A 17,854-nucleotide genomic window follows, 5' to 3' on the forward strand; every position below is an offset into this window, starting at 1 on the left:
TCGATGTCGAGGACGATCTGACGCGATGAACCACGGCGCGGAGCACGGGAAGCGCGGCGCACGCTCGACGCGCGACGGCCGCCCTGACACGTTGTTCGATGAGGAGCCCGCAATGCGCTCTGGAGCTCTGCCCCTCGCCGCTCTGCTCACCTCGCTGCTAGGGCTCGTGGCGGTCGTCAGCGCTGCCTGCGACGGCGGTCTCGGCGCCGGCATGGACGACAGCGCGGGCGGCGGGGGCGCGGCGGCGTCGTCCTCGTCCTCCTCGTCGGCTTCCGTGACATCGGGCGGAGGCAGCGGCGCGGGAGACGGCGGGGGCTCCGGAGAAGGCGGCATCGGGGGAGGCAGCGGCGGAACCGACGAGCAGGACTTCCCCCTCGACACGACGCCCCCGGCGCCTTGCCCGCCCGACATGGCGGAGGTCCAGGGATACTGCGTCGATCGCTTCGAGGCGCCGAACGTGGAAGGCGCCCTGCCGCTCGTCATGGAGAGCGCCGTCTCGGCGCGCGCCTGGTGCGAAGCGCGCGGAAAGCGCCTCTGCACCGAGGACGAGTGGGACACGGCGTGCCAGGGCCCCGAGGCGTTCGTCTATCCGTACGGGAACACCCACGAAGCGGAGCGCTGCAACGACAACAAGACGTGGAGAGCGCCCGACGAGGGCGCGCTCGGCTCCTGGCCTTCCGACGAGGCGCTGGCCGAGGTCCAGGCGCTGTACCAGGCCGAGCCGAGCGGCTCGCGACCCGGGTGCGCGAGCGCGTTCGGCGTCCACGACATGACGGGAAACGTCGAGGACGTGGGTGGTGCGCACCCGATACCACGTCAACGAGTATCCTCACGTCCTCAAGGGCTGTTACTGGTCCGCCTGCTTCGGCGGCGCGAAGCCGCGGTGCGGCTCCACGAACCCGGCGCACGGGGACGGGTTCCGCTACTACGAGACCGGCTTCCGGTGCTGCCGTGACGTCGAGTGAGCGAGCCGGCGGCGGCGATCCGGCCCACACGCGCGCGGCTTGAGCGCGCGGCGCGCAGCGGGCGTTCGGCGCGGCCGCAAGCGGCGCGTCTTGGACGTTCGGCGAGACCGCAAGCGGCGCGTCTTGGACGTTCGGCGCGACCGCAAGCGGCGCGTCTTGGACGTTCGGCGCGACCGCAAGCGGCGCGCCGGGGGTGGCCGACGCGATCCAGCGCCGAGGCCTCGCGGCAGGCGTCCTGAACGAACCGCTTCCCCTCGGTTCGACCGCACGCTAGGGCACCGTGAACGGTGCTGACCTTACCGAGAGAGCCTCGCCCCAGCCTTGACCTCGTGAAGGACGCGATCGCGGCGTTCGCGCTCAAGGGCCGCGGGCGCGCCCGCCCGGATGATCTCGACGCGCGCGACCCGGCGTTCATCGCCCGGGTGCTCCCGCTGCTCGGCTTCCTCTACGACGACTACTTCCGCTGCGAGACAGAGCTCGAAGAGCAGCTGCCCGACGGCCCCTTCCTCGCCGTGAGCAACCACAACGCGATGACGGGAATGCCCGATATGTACTGCCACATGACGGCGTTCTGGCGCCTTTATGGGCCCTCGCGGCCGTCCTACGGGCTGATGCACGACCTCCCGTTCAACGTCCCGAAGGCCGGCGCCTGGCTCAACGCCTGCGGCGCCATCGCCGCGAGCCCGGAGAACGGGCGGCGAGCGCTCGCCCGCGGCGCGGCGGTCCTGGTCTTCCCGGGCGGCGATCTCGACGCGTGCAAGCCCACCTCGGCGCAGTACTCGATCCGCTTCGGCCGGCGCCGCGGCTTCGTCCGGCTCGCCATCCGCGAGGGCGTGCCGATCGTGCCCATCGTGAGCGTGGGCGCGCACCAGTCCCTCTACATCGCCACGGATGGGAGCAGGCTGGCCAGGTGGCTCCGCCTCCCCGAGCTCGCGCGCTCGAACGTCGCGCCGCTCGGCCTCGCCTTGCCGTGGGGGCTCATCGTCGGCATCCCGATCCCCCATGTGCCCCTGCCGGTGAAGATCCACACGAGGGTGCTCCGCCCGCTGCACCTCGGGCTCCCGAGAGAGGCCGCGAGCGACCCGGACGAGGTCGAGCGCGCATTCGCGCGGATCGTCGCGCGCATGGAGGCCGGGCTCGACGAGCTCCGCGCGGCGGGCAGGCACGGTCTCTTTCCGCGTGGTTGATAGGCCGCGTGGTTGATGGGCCGCGTGGTTGATGGGCCGCGTGGTTGATGGGCCGCGTGGTTGATGGGCCACGTGGTTGATGGGCCGCGTGGTCTCTTTCCGCGTGGTTGATCGGCTGCGCGGTTGACAGGCGAACCGCAGGAGAATGGCGGCGCCGTGGCGCGCGGTGAGGTCCGGAGCGCGCCCATGGCCCGAGCGGGCGGCGCGCGGCGCTCCAAAACCAGCGGGCGCGCGACAAAGGGCGCTGGGCCTCGCGCGGCGCTCGGAAAACCGAGTCCGTTCATGTAGGCTTGAACGCCAGCCGTGACCCCCGATCGCACCGCGCAGCTCCTCGCACCGCTGGCCCAGCCGGGAGAGCTCATCGCAGCCAAGTACCGCGTCGAGCGGGTCGTGGCCATCGGCGGAATGGGCGTCGTGCTGGCGGCGCGCAACGAGCATCTCGACCAGAAGGTCGCCATCAAGATCCTGCGCCAGGACGCCCTCGCGAACCAGGAGGCCGTCACGCGCTTCCTGCGGGAGGCGCGGACGGCGGCGCGCCTGTCGGGCGAGCACGTCGCGCGCGTGTTCGACGTCGGCACCACCGAGACCGGCGTGCCCTTCATGGTGATGGAGTTCTTGACCGGGCTCGATCTCCAGCAGGTCATCGATACCCACGGTCCGCTGTCCATCCAGGACGCTGTCGATTACGTGCTGCAGGCGCTCGAGGCCGTGGCCGAGGCGCACGCGGCCGGCGTCGTCCATCGGGACATCAAGCCTTCGAATCTGTTCCTCGCCGAGCACGCGGACGGCACACGGCACATCAAGGTCCTCGATTTCGGCATCTCGAAGGGGCAAGGCCTCGACTCGCCCGCGGAGCCGGGGCTCACGTCGACGAAGCAGGTGATGGGCTCGCCCGGGTACATGTCGCCCGAGCAGATGATGGCGCCGAGGACCGTCGACGGGCGCGCCGACGTCTGGTCGTTCGGTGTGCTGCTCTACACGCTGGTGACGGGCGAGCCGCCATTCCAGGGCGAGACGGTCGCCGCGGTGATGGCGAACATCCTGCACCAGCCGGTGCCGCGGCTCCGCGACAAGCGCAGCGACGCGCCGGCCACGCTGGAGCGGATCGTCTCGCGCTGCCTGGAGCGCGACGTGAGCGAGCGGTACGCCAACGTCGGCAAGCTCGCGCAGGCCCTCGAGCCGCTCGGGTCGAGCTTCGCGAAGCTCTCGACCTCGCGCATCCAGAGCGCGATCGGCGCGGCGTCGCCGGCCGGACAGACGTTGCTCAACTCGAGGGCGGCCGAGGACAGCGACAGGCTGTCCGGCGCGTCATGGTCGCACACGAGCAACCGGCGCCGCTCGCGGCGCAGGCTGCTCGTCGCCGCCGGCGTGGCCGCGTTGCTGACCAGCGCGGCCGGGGCGGGCGTGTGGCTGCTCGCGAGCGTGCGCGTGGCGCCGCAGGCGCCGGGCGCCGCCGTGTCACAGAAGCCCGAGCGCGCCGCGGTCGACGCGCTCGGGCCCGAGTCCCCCGCTGCAGCGCCGGGCGCTCCGGCCGCGACCGCCAGCGCCACGACCGAGGCGTCGAGCCCGGCGGCGCCGCCGGTCCCTGCGCCGAGCGCGGCTCCCACGGGCAGCGCTGCGGCCGACGCGCGCCCGAAGGCGACCGCCTCCGGAGCACCGCTCAAGCCGGGCCACCCGCCGAGACCGCCGAGGTCGATCAGCGAGGACGAGATGCTGAGGAGCCGCCATTGAGATCGTTACGAGCGCGACACGCGGGCGCATGGCTCGCGCTGCTCTGTGGGACCAGCCTGACCTCACCGCTCCTGGCGCAGCCGACCGCGGCGGACAAGGCGCTCGCCGAGGGGCTGTTCCAGGACGGCAAGAGGCTCATGGACGAGGGCAAGCTCCAGGAGGCCTGCCCGAAGCTCGCAGAGAGCCAGCGCGTGGATCCCACGGTCGGGACGCTGCTGAACCTGGCGGTCTGCCACGAGAAAGAGGGCAAGACGGCCAGCGCATGGGCCGAGTTCACGGAGGCGTCCTCGCTCGCGGCGAGCGCCGGGCAGCAGGATCGCGCCCAGTTCGCGGCCAAGCGCGCGTCCGAGCTGGAGGCCAGGCTGACGCGCCTCGTCCTCGACGCGGCGCAGGCGGCGCAGGCGGCTCCTGCGATGACGATCACGCTGAACGGCAAGGAGCTGAGCGCCGCCGCGGCCACGGGCTCGGGCATCCCCGTGGATCCTGGCACGGCGACGATCGAGGCCAAGGCGGCGGGCAAGCAGCCCTGGTCGCAGCGGGTGACGCTCGACCCCGGGCCCAGCACGACGCGGGTGACCATCCCGCCGCTCGCGGACGTCGCCGTTCAGGAGGCGAAGGCGGCTCCCCCTGCCCCGCCGCCTGCCCGTCCGGAGGCCGCGAAGCCCGAGGCGACCGGCAACCCGATGCGCGCGCTCGGCTTCGTCGCTGGCGGCGTCGGGATCGCCGGGATCGGCGTGGGGGCGGTGTTCGGGGTGATGACGATACAGAAAGCCGGGGATGTCGAGGAGGGGTGCAGCGGCAGCTTCCGCTGCAGCCGCGCGGACGTCGAGGCGAACGAGAGCGCCCGGACGACCGCGATGGTCTCCAACATCGCGCTCGGCGCCGGGCTTGTGTGCCTCGGGGCCGGCGTCGCGATGGTGCTGATGTCGCCTCGTTCGCCGGAGCAGGCTGCCACGGTAGACCGCGTGTGGGTCGCGCCCAGCGTCGCATCGGACGGAGGGCGCGTGGTGCTCGGAGGCCATTGGTGATGCGAAGCTCGAAGGGCTCTGCCGTGACGCTGGCGCTCGCCGCGCTCGCACCGGGCCTCAACGGTTGCGCGGAGATCGCGGGGCTCGAGGATCGCCAGGTGATCCCGCTGCTCGTGATCGCCCAGAACCAGGCAGAACCTCGCGCCATCGCGCTCGACGAGGAGGCGATCTACTGGACCAACGGGCGGAGCGACGGGGCGCAGGGGAGCTCCACGGGCGGCGCGCTCCGGAGGCAGATCAAGGATGAGTGGGAGGTCGTCGATCTGCTCGCGCCTTCCAGCGAGGTGCCCGATGTGATCGCGCTGGACGCGACGCACGTCTACTGGTCGAGCACCGACACCGCCTTCGAAGGCGAATGCGTCAGCGCCGAGGGGGACGAGCGGGACAAGCTGTGGAAGCTACCGAAAGCAGCGCCGGTCCCCGCGGCTGGCGGGGAATTGCTGTGGGGCAGCTGCGGCGCCGCGGAGGCGATCGCGCTGAGCGCCGACAACGTCTACAGCGCTCGGCCGAACGCCGACCGCATCACGTGGGTCCCCAAGCGAGGCGGCACGCGAAGGGACCTGACGGAGGCGGGCGGCAAGCCGCGCGGCGTGGCGACCGACGGCCCCCTCGTCTACTGGACCGATCCGGCGGAGAACACGCTCTCCGTCATCGACACGAGCAGCGAGCCGCTCGTGGAGGAGCTCCTCTCGAACCTCACCGACCCGGGGCTGCTCGTGCTGGATGAAGCCAACCTCTACTGGCTCACCGGAGACAACGTCATGCGGTATGCGCGGAGCGGAGCGGACGGAGACGTCGAGGTGCCCCTCCTCAAGGATGGACTCCCGAGCCCTCCTACCGGGATCGCGACGTACGGGGACTACCTCTACATCACCGTCAAGGAGGCAGGGAGCGTCTACCGGCTCCGCAAGGACGGCGCCGCCGGCGCTCCGGAGCTGATCGCGGCGAATCAAGGCGGGCCGACAGGCATCGCCGCGGACGGGACGGGCGTCTACTGGACGAACTCCGGTTCGGGGCAGATCGTCCGCTTCAACGACGAGTGACGCGCAGCCGCCAGCCTGACGGCCGCCTTGCGCGGCCGCTGAGCCCTCCTGGGCTCAATCGATCTGAAGGTGATAGTGGGGCGGCCGAGACTCCTCGAGCGCGAACACGCCCCCGACCTCGTCGACGCCCTCGAGGAAGGCGCGCTTCTCCGCGGGTGTCATGTCCCGGTTCCGGATGTCGACGGCGCCCTCCCGGAGGTGCGCCGAGATGAACACGCCGCGATCGATCTGGGCGCGGATCACCCGCTCGAGGGCGGCGATCGTGGCCTCCGGCGCGTGCTCGGCCGAGCGCCCCTCCTCGTAGGCGCTCTTGATCTCGCGCGCCGCCGTCTTGTCCTTGTAAAGGCCGAGGACATCGGCGCCGTGCCGGAAGAGCTCGTGCATCGCCTCGGCCTGCCGCGCGGGATCCCGCGTGCCGCTCGTGACAACGAGCTCCTTTCCGGTCCGCCGGAAGTAGGCGGACGCGAGCTCCGCGACCTTCTGCTCCACGGCGGGCGCGAGCTCGACGCCAGGCAGGACCACGTAGCGGCGCTCCTCGTCGGCCTCCGCCGGCGTCACGCCGGGCGCCGGAGCGCGCGCGGGCGGCTCGGCGTCGGGGGGCTCGACCTCGTCGCTCTCCTGGACGTGCAGCGAGAGCACCCGGGCCGCGGGACGGTCGGGGACCCAGAAGCCGAACCACCCTGCCCGCGCGCCGGGGGCGGGGACGGTGACAGGTGGGCGTGGCGTCCCGACAGGCTCGGGCGCCGGCGCGGCCCGGGAGACGCAGCCTCCCGCGGCGAGCGCGAGGGCGATGAGGGCGGCGCGGCGAGCGCCCTGGAGAGCGGAGGAGCGCGAGCACGACATGCGAGTCACGGGCGCCTCCTACTTCGTGATCGTGAACGAGGCGCGCGCGAGCTCCTTGCCCGCCGCGTCGCTGACCGTCACCGACCAGATCCCCGCCGCGCGCGCCTTCCGCGTGGCAGCCCACGTACGGAAGCGCCGCTGCGCGCCGACCGCGAGGGGGATGCGCAGCGGCGCGCCGCCATCGGGCGGCGTGAAGGCGACGCGGATCTCCGAGGTGGCCTGGTCCTTGTTCGAGAGCTCGACGAACGCGTAGAGGCGGTCGATCTCCGCGCTCGCGAACGAGCTCGCCGGCTCGATCGGCTCGCGGCCGGCGATGCCCTTCGAGACGACGAGCCGTAGCACCTGGAGCTCGGGCGCCCGAGCGGCGCCCTCTCCCACGCCGCCCTGCGCCGCGCCCGCGCCGGTGCGCGCCTCCTGAGCCGAGCCCGACCTGCGGCGGCGCTCCCGACCCGGGCCGCGGGCGGGCGACGCGTCCGCCGCGTCGAGGCGGTCTGCGTCGCTGCGGCCCTCGTCCGCGGCAGCGCCGCTCGCGGCGGCCCGGATCGCCGGCGCCGCCGCCGCGCTCGCCTGCCCCTCGGATCCGCCGCCTGGCCTCCCCTCCGCCGCGCGGCTCAACGCGGGAAGCTCTTCCCGGGAGATCCGCGCGATCGCCTCGCTCGGATCGCTGCAACCGAGCCCCGCCCCGCCGAGAGCGGCGGCGGCGAGCGCCAGGACCATGGTTTTCCGTGTCGTTCCCCGGGTGTCCACACCGACGAGGTGCCACGATTCAGCGGAGGGGGCGAAAAAACGGCAACCCGACGGCCAGCGACCCGGCGGCGCGCGCCAGGCTCACGAGGGATCGCCGCCTCACGCTGGACGTGGGGTCCGGGGCGCAGCCATCCCGAGGTTCCGAGATCTCATCAGGGAAATCCTGATGTGTGGCAGCACCGCGTCGCGATGTGCCGGCGCTCCGGTGGGAGCGCACGTCCGCAAGGCGCCTCGCGGCGCTCCGGGTCAGTGCTTCGGACGGGACCGGCGTGGACCGCTGGTCGACTCGCCCTCTGGCGTCGTGGCGAAGCTGATGATCGCGCTGTCTTCGATGTTCAGGATGAGCAGGCCCCCGCTCGCGCCTCGTGCCGTCCTCGCCCGGGATCCCTGGCTTGTCTCCCGCGACGGGTGATCCGAGCTCTCCGCTGAGATCCGCTTCATCTCCAACTCCTTCAAGACTTCAGTCCTGCTGTTCACGCCCCGGCCGGCGAACCTGAGTGAACTTCCGTGCACCGCGTCTGGGGCGAAAACTGAACCGGGCGCGAGAACGCCAATGTTCGCAGAATAGTCACGAATCCGACCGAAAATCACCTGGAAAGCGCCTCGCCCGGTGTGTTCTCTCCGGCGGAGGCTCAGGCGTCGGTTTTCGTTTCAACGGGGATCTATTGAGATTTCATCGGGATTTCCGCGGGAGGTCAGGCGGCTGCGCGACAGGGATTCAGCGGCGGCCGAAGCCGGGCAGCTGGCGGGTTGCGGCCACCACCTCGTCGCAATCGATACAGCGCATGAGCCCGTCGACGAGCTCCATGCTACCGAGGCTGCCGCACTCCGGGCAGCGGTTGGCGAGCTGGTGCTTGCTCTCCTCGCAGAGCCGGCTCTGCTCCGCCTCGGCCTCCGCCTCGACGCGGAAGATCTCGGCCGGCGTGCGCGCCTCTCGCTTTCGGTCGTCCATGGCGCGCAACGTATCATGTGCTCGGCGCGCGCTGCGAGCGCCGCGCTCGCAGCCGCTCGGCTTCTCGCTCGCTCACCGCGCGGACGCGATCATGCTCCGGAACGCCGACCGCGCCGACTGCACGGTCTCGTCAGGCCCGACGATCCTGAAGAACCAGTTTCCGCGATCCGGCGTCCTCACCGCCGCGCCGACGAGCCGGTAGTTGTCCTTCACCATCTCCACGGGCGATCGCTTGCGCGCGCCGGACTGCGGCCCGAGCGCGATCTTGTAGGTGCCGGCCACCTCGACCAGCTCGACCGGCATGCCGCGCACCTCGAGCGACGCGCGCCTGGCCTTCGCCCCGACGTCGCCATCGAACTGCGCGAACCACTCGTCGAAGCGCGCGTCGACGTCTCCCTTGCTCCCCAGACCGAACGAGAGGACCTGCACCTCGGCGTCCTCCTTGTCGTTCGCCGCCCTCGGCACCTTGTAGAGGGCCCTGCGCGGGCCGGCGCGCGGCACGTCGAGCGCGGCCCAGCTCCCCGGAACGTCCCACGCGAGCCGCGCGGCGGACGGCGCGCTGGAGACGACCGGCGGCGGCTCCGGCTCCGCCGGGGTCCTCGAGCAGGCCGAGACCGCGAGCGCCATCATCGCCGCCCGAGCGAACGACACCCGGCGTGGGAGCATGGGGGGCGGTTCTACCACCGCGCCCTCCATCGAGGCGCAAGATTTCGATACCGCGCGCGGCAGGGAACCGCGATCCTCTCCCCGGGCGACGAGCCGCCCGAGCGGGGGACGTCGCGCGCGCTGGAGGGGCCCGGCCGCGATCCGGGCGCGGGCTCGGGTGTAAGCCATCGGCCCTGCTCGCACGTAGAAGAGACGCCCCGGTCAGGGAGAGGGAGAGGAGACGGCGCGCATGGATCAGATCGGCGAGTACCTCGTTCGACGCCTCGTCGGCGAGGGCGGGATGGGCAAGGTCTACGAGGGCGAGGAGCGCCTGTCGCGCCGGCGCGTCGCGCTGAAGGTGCTCCGCCCCGAGCTCGCCCGGAGCGAGCAGGGACGCCGGCTCTTCCTGAACGAGATGCAGATCCTCGCGCACCTCGAGCACCCGAACATCGTCCGGAGCCTCGCCAGCATCGAGGCCTCCGGCGAGCTCGTGATGGTGCTCGAGTACCTGGACGGCCAGACGCTGCGGTCCGTCCTTGGCGCCGCCGGCCGCCTTCCCTGGCCGGAAGCGGTGCGGATCGCGGCCAGCGTGGCGAGCGCCCTCGCGGCGGCCCACGGGCAGCAGCCGCCGGTGATCCACCGCGATCTCAAGCCCGAGAACATCATGGTGCAGCGGGATGGCGGCGTGAAGGTGATGGACTTCGGCATCGCCAAGGTCGTGGAGGCGATGAACCAGACCAACACGCAGAGCGTCGGCACCCTGCAGTACATGAGCCCGGAGCAGATCGACGCGCGATCCATCGATCACCGCTCGGATCTCTACTGCCTGGGGCTCATCCTGTACGAGGCGCTCTCCGGCAGCCCGCCGTTCCAGTCGGCGTCGCCGCGGGAGCTGCTCAACCTGCAATGCACGGCAGAGCCGCCGCCGCTCGGCGACGACGTGCGGAGCGGGCTGCCCCGCGGCGTCGAGCAGCTGCTCTTCCAGCTGCTCGAGAAGGCGCCCGAGGATCGGCCGTACCTCGCTCAGGACATCGTGGATCGGCTGGAGCCGTTCCAGACGGCGGTGAGCGCGCCGCTCCGCGCCGGAGATCGCATCCGCGCGAGCGCGCCGCTCCACGCCGGCGATCACGACCGCGAGAGCGCGCCGCTCCGCACCGGTGACCGAGACCGCGAGAGCGCGCCGCTCCGCACCGGTGACCGAGACCGCGAGAGCGCGCCGCTCCGCACCGGTGACCGAGACCGCGCGAGCGCGCCGCTCCGCACCGGCGATCGCGACCGCGCGAGCGTGCCGCACCGCGCCGACGACCGCGCGAGCTCGCCGGGCGCCGCGCGCGTCACCGGCGGAGCGGACGCGCCTCGCGCCGACACGATCGCGCTCGTCGAGCAGATCGACCGGCCGCGCGACGTCCCGACCCGGCTCGCGATCGCGATCATCGCGACGCTGTCGGCGCTCGCGGGCCTCGGGACCTGCGCGCTGCGCTCGACGAACGACGCGCCGGAGCCGCCCGCCAGCAGCGCGACGCCGGCCGCCCCGGAGGGGGCGCGGTGAGGCGAGCGCCGCCGGAGCAGGCAGGCTACACGGAAGGCGCGCCCCTCCCGGCCGTGGGCTGCGCCGCGCGATGGCGCTGCGGCGCGGGCTCCGGAGAAGAGCTATGGCGGCTCGGCGCGGCGGACCAGGACGCTCCGGCAGGGCCCGAGCACCAGGAGGCCGTCGCGGCGCGCCTCCTGTCGCTCGGGAGCGCCGGCGTCGGCGGCTTCATCGACGGCGGCGTCGCCCCGCCGGCCGAGGGCGAGCGCGCCGCCGCGGCGAGCCCGGACGGCGCGCGGGTCTGGCTCGCGCGGCGGCTCGCGGGCGCGCCCCTCTCGGACTGGATGCGCGCGCGGCGCGGGCCCGTCCCCTTCCAGGAGGCGCTCGGGCTTGCCATCCAGGTCGCCCGCGCGCTCGCGGCGTGCGAGCGCGCCAGCCTGTTCCCCGGTCCGCTCTCGCCCGACGCGGTCCTCGTGGACGACGCGGGCCGCGTGACGCTGCCCGCGAGCGCGCTCGTCGCCGCCCTCGTCGGCGGGTCGGCGAGCCGCGGCGCCGCCACGGCGCCCCGCGCCGAGGGCGCGCGGGTGTCCTCGGAGATCCCGCCGCTCTGGACGCCGCCCGCGCAGGCCGACGGCGCGCTCTGGGACAGCGCCGCGAACCGGTACGCGCTCGGGCTCGTGCTCTACCGCCTGCTCGCGGGAGAGCACCCGTTCGCGGGCGCTGGCCTGCGGCACGCGCTCGGCGAGGCCGCCCGCGCGGAGCCGCCGCCGTTCATCGAGGGCGTCGCGACCTCGCTCCCCGCGGGCCTGCAGGGCTACGTGCTGCGGCTGCTCCATCCGGACCCGTCGGAGCGGCCGCCGCGCGCCGAGGAGATCGCCGATGCGCTGAGCGGGTTCCTCGACGAGCGCCGGCCGGCGCTTCCGGCGCACGCCGCCCGGAACTCCCGTCGCGCCGGCGCGGCCACCTCGGCGAGGACCGGCCCCGCGCCGCGCGATCGCGCGCGCCCGGGCGGCGCGGGCGGCGCGAGCGACGACCGCCCGCCGCGCGGCCCAGCCGGCGCCGCGTCGCGGCTGTGGCGGATCGCGCCGCTCGGCGCCGGCGCGCTGATCGCGTCGGCCGCGCTCGCGCTCTCGCGGGGTGAGCCCGGCCCAGCGGCGCCGCGCGCGGTCGCCGTCGCGCCGGTCGTGCCGCTCGCGCAGGCGCGGACGGCGGCGGAGGACTGCGCGGCGTGCCATGGCCGCCAGGCCGCGGAGTGGCGCCGCTCGGTGATGGCGCACTCGGTGAAGAGCCCGCTCTTCAACGCGCTGGAGAGCCTCATCGAGGAGCAGGTCGGGCGCACCGCCGACTGCCCGAACGGCGCGGGCATCCTGCGCAAGGCCGATCCCGCGCGCGCCTGCCGCGACGGGCGGAGCGGCGTCGCCGTCACCGGCTCGGGCGGCGAGCACTGGTGCGTGAACTGCCACAGCCCGGCGGAGAACCTCGACGCCGCGATGCCCGCGTGGGACGGCCGCGCCGGCGGCGATCCCCGCGCGCGCCTCCCCGTGCGCGACCTGCTCACCCGGCGCGGCCTGGAGGGGATCTCCTGCAGCTTCTGCCATCAGGTGCACGGCCCGGTCGGCCCGCGCGGGCGCGCCGGGTACCAGGGCAACCCCACGTGGACGTCCTTCGTGACGGGCGCCGTCTTCGCCGCGCGTCCCGAGGACGGCCGCGGCCTGTTCGGGATCGCCAACAGCGGCTACGACCTCCGCCCCGAGGAGCTGCTGCTCCCCTCGGGTCAGGGCGCGGCCGCGCGCGCCGGGCTCCAGCCGGCGGGATCGGCGGGCGCTGTCGAGCCCGTGGTGCACGGTCGCCCGTCGGCGAGCGCGAGGGCGTACCTGCGCTCCAGCGAGTTCTGCGGGGCTTGCCACGACGTGCGCCTCTTCGGCAGCGACAGCCTCGCCGCGGCGCGGGGCGAGCACTTCAAGCGGCTGCGCAACGCCTACACCGAGTGGTCGGACTGGGCGAGGTCCGAGGAGCGCGCGGGCCGTCCGGCGGCGACCTGCCAGGACTGCCACATGAGCACCTACCCGGGCGTCTGCGAGGCGGCCCCGGCGGCGGGCGCCGCGCAGGCGTCGCCGGGAGATCCCGGGTGCCCGCCCGGCACGCGCTTCGCCCCGCGGAGGCCCGGCGCCCGCCCGCGGGGCCGGATCGCGGATCACTCCGCCGCTCTGGCGGACGTCGCGACCCATTACTTCTCCGGCGTGGATGTCCCGCTGTCGGACGAGTTCCCCGACGCGCTCATCGATGAGCCGTCGCTCGACGTGCACGGCATTCCCGCGGGCGCGCGCCGCCGCCGCGATCTCTTGCTCCGCCACACGTTCCGCTTCGAGCTCGGCGCCGCGCGCCGCGCCGGCGCGGCCGGGGATCGCGTCGAGATCCCGGTCGAGATCGAGAACACCGGCGCCGGGCACAAGGTGCCGGCCGGCTTCAGCCAGGAGCGCGAGTTCTGGGTTCACCTCGTGGTGAGGGATGGCGAGGGGCGGGTGATCTACGAGGTCGGCCGGATCGACCGCGCCGACGAGGATCTGAGAGACAAGGTGTTCGCCCGGGTGACCACCGATCCAGACGCGAACAACCCCTTCGCGCCGGCGGGCGCTCAAGGCGGGCTGTTCGGAGCGGACGTGCGCGACGGGCCTGATGTCCCCGTCTGGACCCCACCCCCACGGCTCGGCGGCACCTCGTTCCGGGGGCGGGGGCTCATCAACTTTCAGAACGGCTTTCTGCGCTGTGTCCGATGCATCGGCGTCGTGGCGGCAGACGGCACCTGCCAGGCCGGGCCCGGCCAGGGGCTGCACCACGCCGATCGGTTCACGGACGGCGATTACGACCTGGACACCGGCGCTTGCGGCTCGAACCTCTCCGGGCAGAACGCCTTTCTCGAGACCTATTTTCCGGTCGGCGCGCTGGACGCGAGCCGGGGCGTCGTCAAAGGGCCGGACGCGATCATCGATACGCGCTCCGTGCCGCCCGGCGTGCCGATCCGGTACACCTACGATGTCCGCACCGGCCAGCGGCGCGGCCCGCTCCGGGCCGAGGCGAGGCTGCTCTTCCGGGCGTTTCCCCCGTTCCTGATCCGTGCCTTCGCCGCGTACGAGCGGGAGCAGGCGCGGCGCGGCCTGCGGCCGACCGGCCCGCTGGTCACCGACGCGATGCTCGAACGCCTCGAGATCGTCGAGCTCGCGCGGGCCGAGGTCGAGATCCCATAACGCCCGAGGTCTCCGCGACGGGTCGGCGGGGCGCGCGGTGGTCCGGCCGGCGAACCAGGGGACTCGACATGACGGCCGACAAAAAGGGGCGAGCCCCTACCCCGGCCTGCGGGGTAAGGGGTTCGCTGTTCGGGGGCTGGGTAGCTCAGCTCGCCACGCTCAGAAAGAACGTGTCAGGAGATCAGGGAGGGGGCGGCGGCGGCTCGGTCGGGAGCGGCGCAGGCAACTTGAACAACCTGCCAATCCGGTACGGCCGCTTCGAGGGCGCGTAGTAGCTCGTCATCGACGACGTGACGCTCCACGTGTAACCCAGCATGACGCCCGTCAGCGAGTCGGTGTACACGCGGATGAAGCCCGTCCCGGCGCCCGCCGTACCGTAGCCGTCCTTGCACGTGCCGGTCCAGCGGCTGTCCGGGTACGCCGCGTTGCAGCCGTGCGTCGAGTTGGTCGAGTCCACGATCGGCACCGCATACTGCGTTGTCCCCGAGTAGCGCGGATTGACCTGCGGGAGGATCACCGTCGGCGCGCCCGTGATCATCATCGTGTGGCCGGCGTAGACCACCGTATCATCTTCCTCACTATTCGGATCCTCGCCAGGGTCGATCACGGCGCCGACGGCAAAGATGTCGCCCTTCTGGATGTCAATCGCCCTGTCGACGCGGCGGAAGTACGTCTCGCCCACGGGAGGGGCACCGCCGACCGGCGGGCTCGTGTCGATCAGGTCGAAATAGTAATTCGACGTAGGGCTCTTCATCCCCCACATGGCGAGGAAATCCTGGTCCGTGTATCCCTTCGCCTTCGCCAGCGTCAGCGTGAAGAAGCACGCGGCCTTGACCTTGCCCGTCATGGTGGTCCAGTCGAGCTGGCAGGGGTCGGAGCCCCACACGTCGCTGGTCGCGCGATCGACGTACTCGAGGGCCCAGTCCGTGTGGTCCTTGGCGCTCGCGGACGCCGAACCAAGCGTGATGAACGATGCCGCGGCCAGGGATGCAACAGCCAAACTCGTCGTGCGCCTGCTCATATTACCTCGTAGATTTCGAATGACCTTGCATGTGCACTCAGGAACAGATGCTAGTCATTTCTTGCTGAACCCCGAAACGAACCCTGGCGCTCAAGATGCCGAGTCTAGCAGGATGGATATTCCCTATAATCGGGTTAGGTGTCAAGGTTTTTTCGGGCGCTCCAGCGTTTCTTTGGCGTGTTATGGCGTTATTTGGCGTGGCTTGGCGTGGCTTGGCGTATTGTGGCGTTTTTTTAACCATGAAGTAAGACCATGTCGTCCCTCGAGACCGCGGATGCGAGGTGGTATAGAGCGACGATGTCCTGCGCCATGACCCAGGGGCCTCCTGCCGCGCCTGCTACGCTGGCAACGCGGGCCGGCGCAGGCCTCGAAATCGGCGCGGCGGCCGCGGCGCGGCTGGCGCTGGCCTTGCGCGGCGACCGGGAGCGCTGCTGATGCCCTCATCAGACCACACACACGGCAGCGCGCGCGGCGTAGAATTTCACCAAAGCCACACATGGCCAGCAGGAGTGTTCGATGCCCCTCTGCTGCGGGGGCTCGACGAGCGCGCCCGACGCGAGCTCGCCGAGGCGGGAAGGCTCCTCACACTTGCTCCTGACGAGGTCGTTTATCGCGCGGGCGACGCGGGAGACGCCTTCTTTGTCGTGGCCTCCGGGCGCATCGGCCTCCACGCGAGGCGCCGCGGAGACGACCGCGACACCGAGGTACGCGCCGCCGCCCAGGGCGAACTCCTCGGCGAGGAGGCGGTCGTGGGCACGCCGCGCCGGACCACCGCGGTTGCGCTCGCGCGGAGCGTGGTCGCCGAGATCCCGGTCCACCTCTTCCGCCGCGCCACGGGCCGCTCCGGCGGGGCCGAGGTCGCCCAGAGGCTCGAGCGCGCCCTGCGGAGAAGCGCGACGCGCGACCTCCTCGGCACCCTCGCCTTCACGCGCGACCTCGATCCGGAAGACATCGAGATCCTCCTCGACGCCGTGAGCCACCGGCGCTTCGAGCGCGGGCAAGCCGTCTATCGCGCCGGGGATCCGGCGACCGAGCTGTGGCTCATCGCCGAGGGGATGGTGCAGATCCAGACCGAGGACGGCGACAGGATCCATGTGCGCGCTTACCTCACCCGGGGCGATTTCTTCGGCGATGTCGAGCTTGACGAGGGCCGCTGCCGCGCTGCGAGCGCCGTGGCGAGCGGCCCGGCCACGCTCCTGTCCGTCCCTTCGAAGGCGTTCGCGGCCCTCGCGCGCAAGCACCCCGACCTGATCCCTCGGCTCCGCCGCATCGCCGGCGAGCAGCACGCGGCCCAGGAAGCGGTCGTCGCCGGCCACGCGCGCCACGTCACCGCGCATGTCTTCCGGGACCTCTACCGGCTACAGGTCGCGCGGTCGCTGCTGGTCATCGACCTGGAGACGTGCGCCCGCTGCGGCCACTGCGCGTGGTCGTGCGCCGACGTCCACGGGGTGTCGCGGCTCGTCCGCCGTGGGGACAAGGTGCTCGCGCGCGTCGCGGAAGGCAGCGGGCACGCCGTTCGGCCGGAGGCGCCGCAGAGCCTGCTCCTGCCGAACTCCTGCCAGCATTGCGAGAGCCCGGCCTGCATGATCGATTGCCCGACAGGCGCGATCGGCAAGGACACGGGGGGTGAGGTGTTCATCCGGGACGCGCTCTGCACGGGCTGCGGGGCCTGCGCGAAGGCGTGCCCGTGGGAGAACATCGCCATCGCGCCGCGCCCGGCGTCCGCGCCGCGCCCGGGCGGCGCCGGATTCCCGGACATCGCCGTCAAGTGTGATCTCTGCCGCGATCATGACGGGCCCGCGTGCGTGAAGGCCTGTCCGACGGGGTCGATCTTCCGCATCAACCCGGCGGAGGAGATCGCCGACGTGCGCGACCTGCTCGGCGGGGCGCGGCGCGAGCAGGAGCGCGCTGCCGCCGCGCCGCGAAGCGATGCGGCGCTGCTCGCCGGGAGCGCGCTCGCCGCGGTCGGGATCGGGGCGGCGGGGCTCCTCGCGCAGGCGGACGGCGGGGCCCGCCCGGGGGAGGGCGCCGCCTGGGCGGCCGGCGTCGCCGCGGCCGCGGGCATGGCGCTGCTGCTCCTGTACGCCGTTCCGAAGCGCGCGGCGCGATGGCTGTGGGTGCGCCGCGCGCCCGCGGACGCCGGCGACGCCGCGCCGGTGCGGAGCCGGCTGCGGCCGCACCTGTCCGGGCACCTCGCGATCGGCCTCGTCACGGCCGGCCTCGCGCTCGCGCACGCGCCGTGGCCGCGGTCCGGCCGGCCGACGCTCGGCGCCGCGCTGCACCTGGTCTTCTGGGCGACCGCGGCGGCCGGCGGCTTCACGGCGACCGCCTACCGGCTCGCACCGCGGCGCCTCGCGCGCATCGAGCGCACCGCGGCGCTCCCCGAGGACTTCGACGCCGCCCGCCGCGAGCTCCTCGACCGCTTCTACCGCGCGGTGAGCGGGCGCAGCGACCTCGTGAAGAAGCTCGTCGAGAAGATCCTGCTGCCCTACCTGCGAAACCCCCTCGGCCCGCTCGCGCTCCTCGCCTCGGGGCGCGGGCTGGCCGAGGAGGAACGCGCGCTGCGCGCCCGCATCGACGCGGTCCTCGAGGGGCGCGGCGCAGAGCGGCTCGCCGGCTTGTCCGAGCTCACCCGCATCGCCGTGGAGCTGCGCGCGCTCCCGGCCCAGCGCGGGCTCCTCCGCGCGCTCCGCGCAGGCCTGCCGGTGCACATCGTCACCTTCGGCGTCGCCGTCGCGCTGCTCGTGCTCCACGCGATCACAGCGACGAGCGTGCCCCGATGAGCGAGGGACGCGCGGCGCGCGCCGGGCCGGGCGCACACACGGCGCTCCTCACACCCACAGCCGCGGCGCGCGCTGAATCATCGGCCGCCGGTCGCACTCGCTATGAAACAATTGCAAGGCGCAGCATTTCTTTGTG

At 73.0% G+C, this 17,854-nt stretch carries 14 protein-coding genes; 8 read left to right on the plus strand and 6 right to left on the minus strand.

What is annotated here, in order from left to right:
• The first annotated feature begins 25 nt into the window (after window positions 1-25).
• The 5 genes from WMF22_RS23735 to WMF22_RS23755 all read left to right on the plus strand — a co-directional run bounded on the left by WMF22_RS23735 (window position 26) and on the right by WMF22_RS23755 (window position 5,954).
• Window positions 26-955, plus strand: coding sequence for an SUMF1/EgtB/PvdO family nonheme iron enzyme (locus WMF22_RS23735; RefSeq protein WP_438037120.1), 930 nt, complete (start codon window positions 26-28; stop codon window positions 953-955).
• Between the two features lie 339 nt (window positions 956-1,294).
• Window positions 1,295-2,152 carry a 1-acyl-sn-glycerol-3-phosphate acyltransferase gene (locus WMF22_RS23740; protein ID WP_437301361.1) on the plus strand — a complete coding sequence of 286 codons (858 nt, stop codon included), beginning with the start codon at window positions 1,295-1,297 and terminating at the stop codon, window positions 2,150-2,152.
• A 303-nt stretch (window positions 2,153-2,455) separates the two neighbouring features.
• Entirely contained in the window at window positions 2,456-3,883 is a 1,428-nt protein-coding gene (locus tag WMF22_RS23745; protein WP_437301362.1) for a serine/threonine-protein kinase, read from the plus strand.
• Window positions 3,880-4,911: a hypothetical protein gene (locus WMF22_RS23750; RefSeq protein WP_438037121.1), complete on the plus strand. Its 1,032-nt coding sequence runs from the start codon at window positions 3,880-3,882 to the stop codon at window positions 4,909-4,911. Before WMF22_RS23745 ends, WMF22_RS23750 begins: the two co-directional genes overlap by 4 nt.
• Window positions 4,911-5,954, plus strand: a complete 1,044-nt coding sequence (locus WMF22_RS23755) for a hypothetical protein (RefSeq protein ID WP_438037122.1) — start codon at window positions 4,911-4,913, stop codon at window positions 5,952-5,954. Before WMF22_RS23750 ends, WMF22_RS23755 begins: the two co-directional genes overlap by 1 nt.
• A 54-nt stretch (window positions 5,955-6,008) precedes the next feature.
• Here WMF22_RS23755 and WMF22_RS23760 read toward each other — a convergent pair whose 3' ends face one another.
• The 5 genes from WMF22_RS23760 to WMF22_RS23780 form a co-directional block, all read right to left on the minus strand.
• Window positions 6,009-6,797 (minus strand): hypothetical protein, encoded by a 789-nt coding sequence (locus WMF22_RS23760; protein ID WP_437301598.1) that lies wholly within the window; start codon window positions 6,795-6,797, stop codon window positions 6,009-6,011.
• Window positions 6,798-6,815: 18 nt separating this feature from the next.
• Window positions 6,816-7,514: a DUF2914 domain-containing protein gene (locus tag WMF22_RS23765; RefSeq protein WP_438037123.1), complete on the minus strand. Its 699-nt coding sequence runs from the start codon at window positions 7,512-7,514 to the stop codon at window positions 6,816-6,818.
• A 276-nt stretch (window positions 7,515-7,790) separates the two neighbouring features.
• Entirely contained in the window at window positions 7,791-7,985 is a 195-nt protein-coding gene (locus WMF22_RS23770) for a hypothetical protein (RefSeq protein ID WP_437301366.1), read from the minus strand.
• 277 nt (window positions 7,986-8,262) lie between these two features.
• Window positions 8,263-8,496 carry a hypothetical protein gene (locus tag WMF22_RS23775; RefSeq protein ID WP_012236968.1) on the minus strand — a complete coding sequence of 78 codons (234 nt, stop codon included), beginning with the start codon at window positions 8,494-8,496 and terminating at the stop codon, window positions 8,263-8,265.
• 72 nt (window positions 8,497-8,568) lie between these two features.
• Window positions 8,569-9,162 carry a hypothetical protein gene (locus tag WMF22_RS23780; RefSeq protein ID WP_438037124.1) on the minus strand — a complete coding sequence of 198 codons (594 nt, stop codon included), beginning with the start codon at window positions 9,160-9,162 and terminating at the stop codon, window positions 8,569-8,571.
• Window positions 9,163-9,391: 229 nt separating this feature from the next.
• Here WMF22_RS23780 and WMF22_RS23785 point away from each other — a divergent pair, with 229 nt between their 5' ends.
• Together WMF22_RS23785 and WMF22_RS23790 are read left to right on the plus strand one after the other, a co-directional pair.
• Window positions 9,392-10,690 (plus strand): serine/threonine protein kinase, encoded by a 1,299-nt coding sequence (locus WMF22_RS23785; RefSeq protein ID WP_438037125.1) that lies wholly within the window; start codon window positions 9,392-9,394, stop codon window positions 10,688-10,690.
• Complete coding sequence (locus WMF22_RS23790) at window positions 10,687-13,914, plus strand: serine/threonine protein kinase (protein WP_438037126.1); 3,228 nt, start codon at window positions 10,687-10,689, stop codon at window positions 13,912-13,914. The genes WMF22_RS23785 and WMF22_RS23790 overlap by 4 nt, the downstream gene beginning before the upstream one ends.
• Before the next feature lie 181 nt (window positions 13,915-14,095).
• On the opposite strand, the gene WMF22_RS23795 is transcribed toward WMF22_RS23790, so the two are convergent.
• Window positions 14,096-14,914 (minus strand): hypothetical protein, encoded by an 819-nt coding sequence (locus WMF22_RS23795; protein ID WP_437301370.1) that lies wholly within the window; start codon window positions 14,912-14,914, stop codon window positions 14,096-14,098.
• Between the two features lie 530 nt (window positions 14,915-15,444).
• Between WMF22_RS23795 and WMF22_RS23800 the strand changes: the two genes are divergently transcribed.
• Window positions 15,445-17,718 (plus strand): cyclic nucleotide-binding domain-containing protein, encoded by a 2,274-nt coding sequence (locus tag WMF22_RS23800; RefSeq protein ID WP_438037127.1) that lies wholly within the window; start codon window positions 15,445-15,447, stop codon window positions 17,716-17,718.
• Window positions 17,719-17,854 lie beyond the last annotated feature (136 nt).

This window comes from Sorangium sp. So ce204 (assembly GCF_051526795.1).
GTDB classification, from domain to species: Bacteria; Myxococcota_A; Polyangia; order Polyangiales; family Polyangiaceae; genus Sorangium; species Sorangium cellulosum_B.

Bases quoted from the DNA above. Each gene is read 5' to 3' on its own strand.
- WMF22_RS23755 (WP_438037122.1), top strand. From the start codon at position 4,911: ATGCGAAGCTCGAAGGGCTCTGCCGTGACGCTGGCGCTCGCCGCGCTC.
- WMF22_RS23760 (WP_437301598.1), bottom strand. From the start codon at position 6,797: ATGTCGTGCTCGCGCTCCTCCGCTCTCCAGGGCGCTCGCCGCGCCGCC.
- WMF22_RS23785 (WP_438037125.1), top strand. From the start codon at position 9,392: ATGGATCAGATCGGCGAGTACCTCGTTCGACGCCTCGTCGGCGAGGGC.
- WMF22_RS23775 (WP_012236968.1), bottom strand. From the start codon at position 8,496: ATGGACGACCGAAAGCGAGAGGCGCGCACGCCGGCCGAGATCTTCCGC.
- WMF22_RS23780 (WP_438037124.1), bottom strand. From the start codon at position 9,162: ATGCTCCCACGCCGGGTGTCGTTCGCTCGGGCGGCGATGATGGCGCTC.
- WMF22_RS23765 (WP_438037123.1), bottom strand. From the start codon at position 7,514: ATGGTCCTGGCGCTCGCCGCCGCCGCTCTCGGCGGGGCGGGGCTCGGT.
- WMF22_RS23735 (WP_438037120.1), top strand. From the start codon at position 26: ATGAACCACGGCGCGGAGCACGGGAAGCGCGGCGCACGCTCGACGCGC.
- WMF22_RS23770 (WP_437301366.1), bottom strand. From the start codon at position 7,985: ATGAAGCGGATCTCAGCGGAGAGCTCGGATCACCCGTCGCGGGAGACA.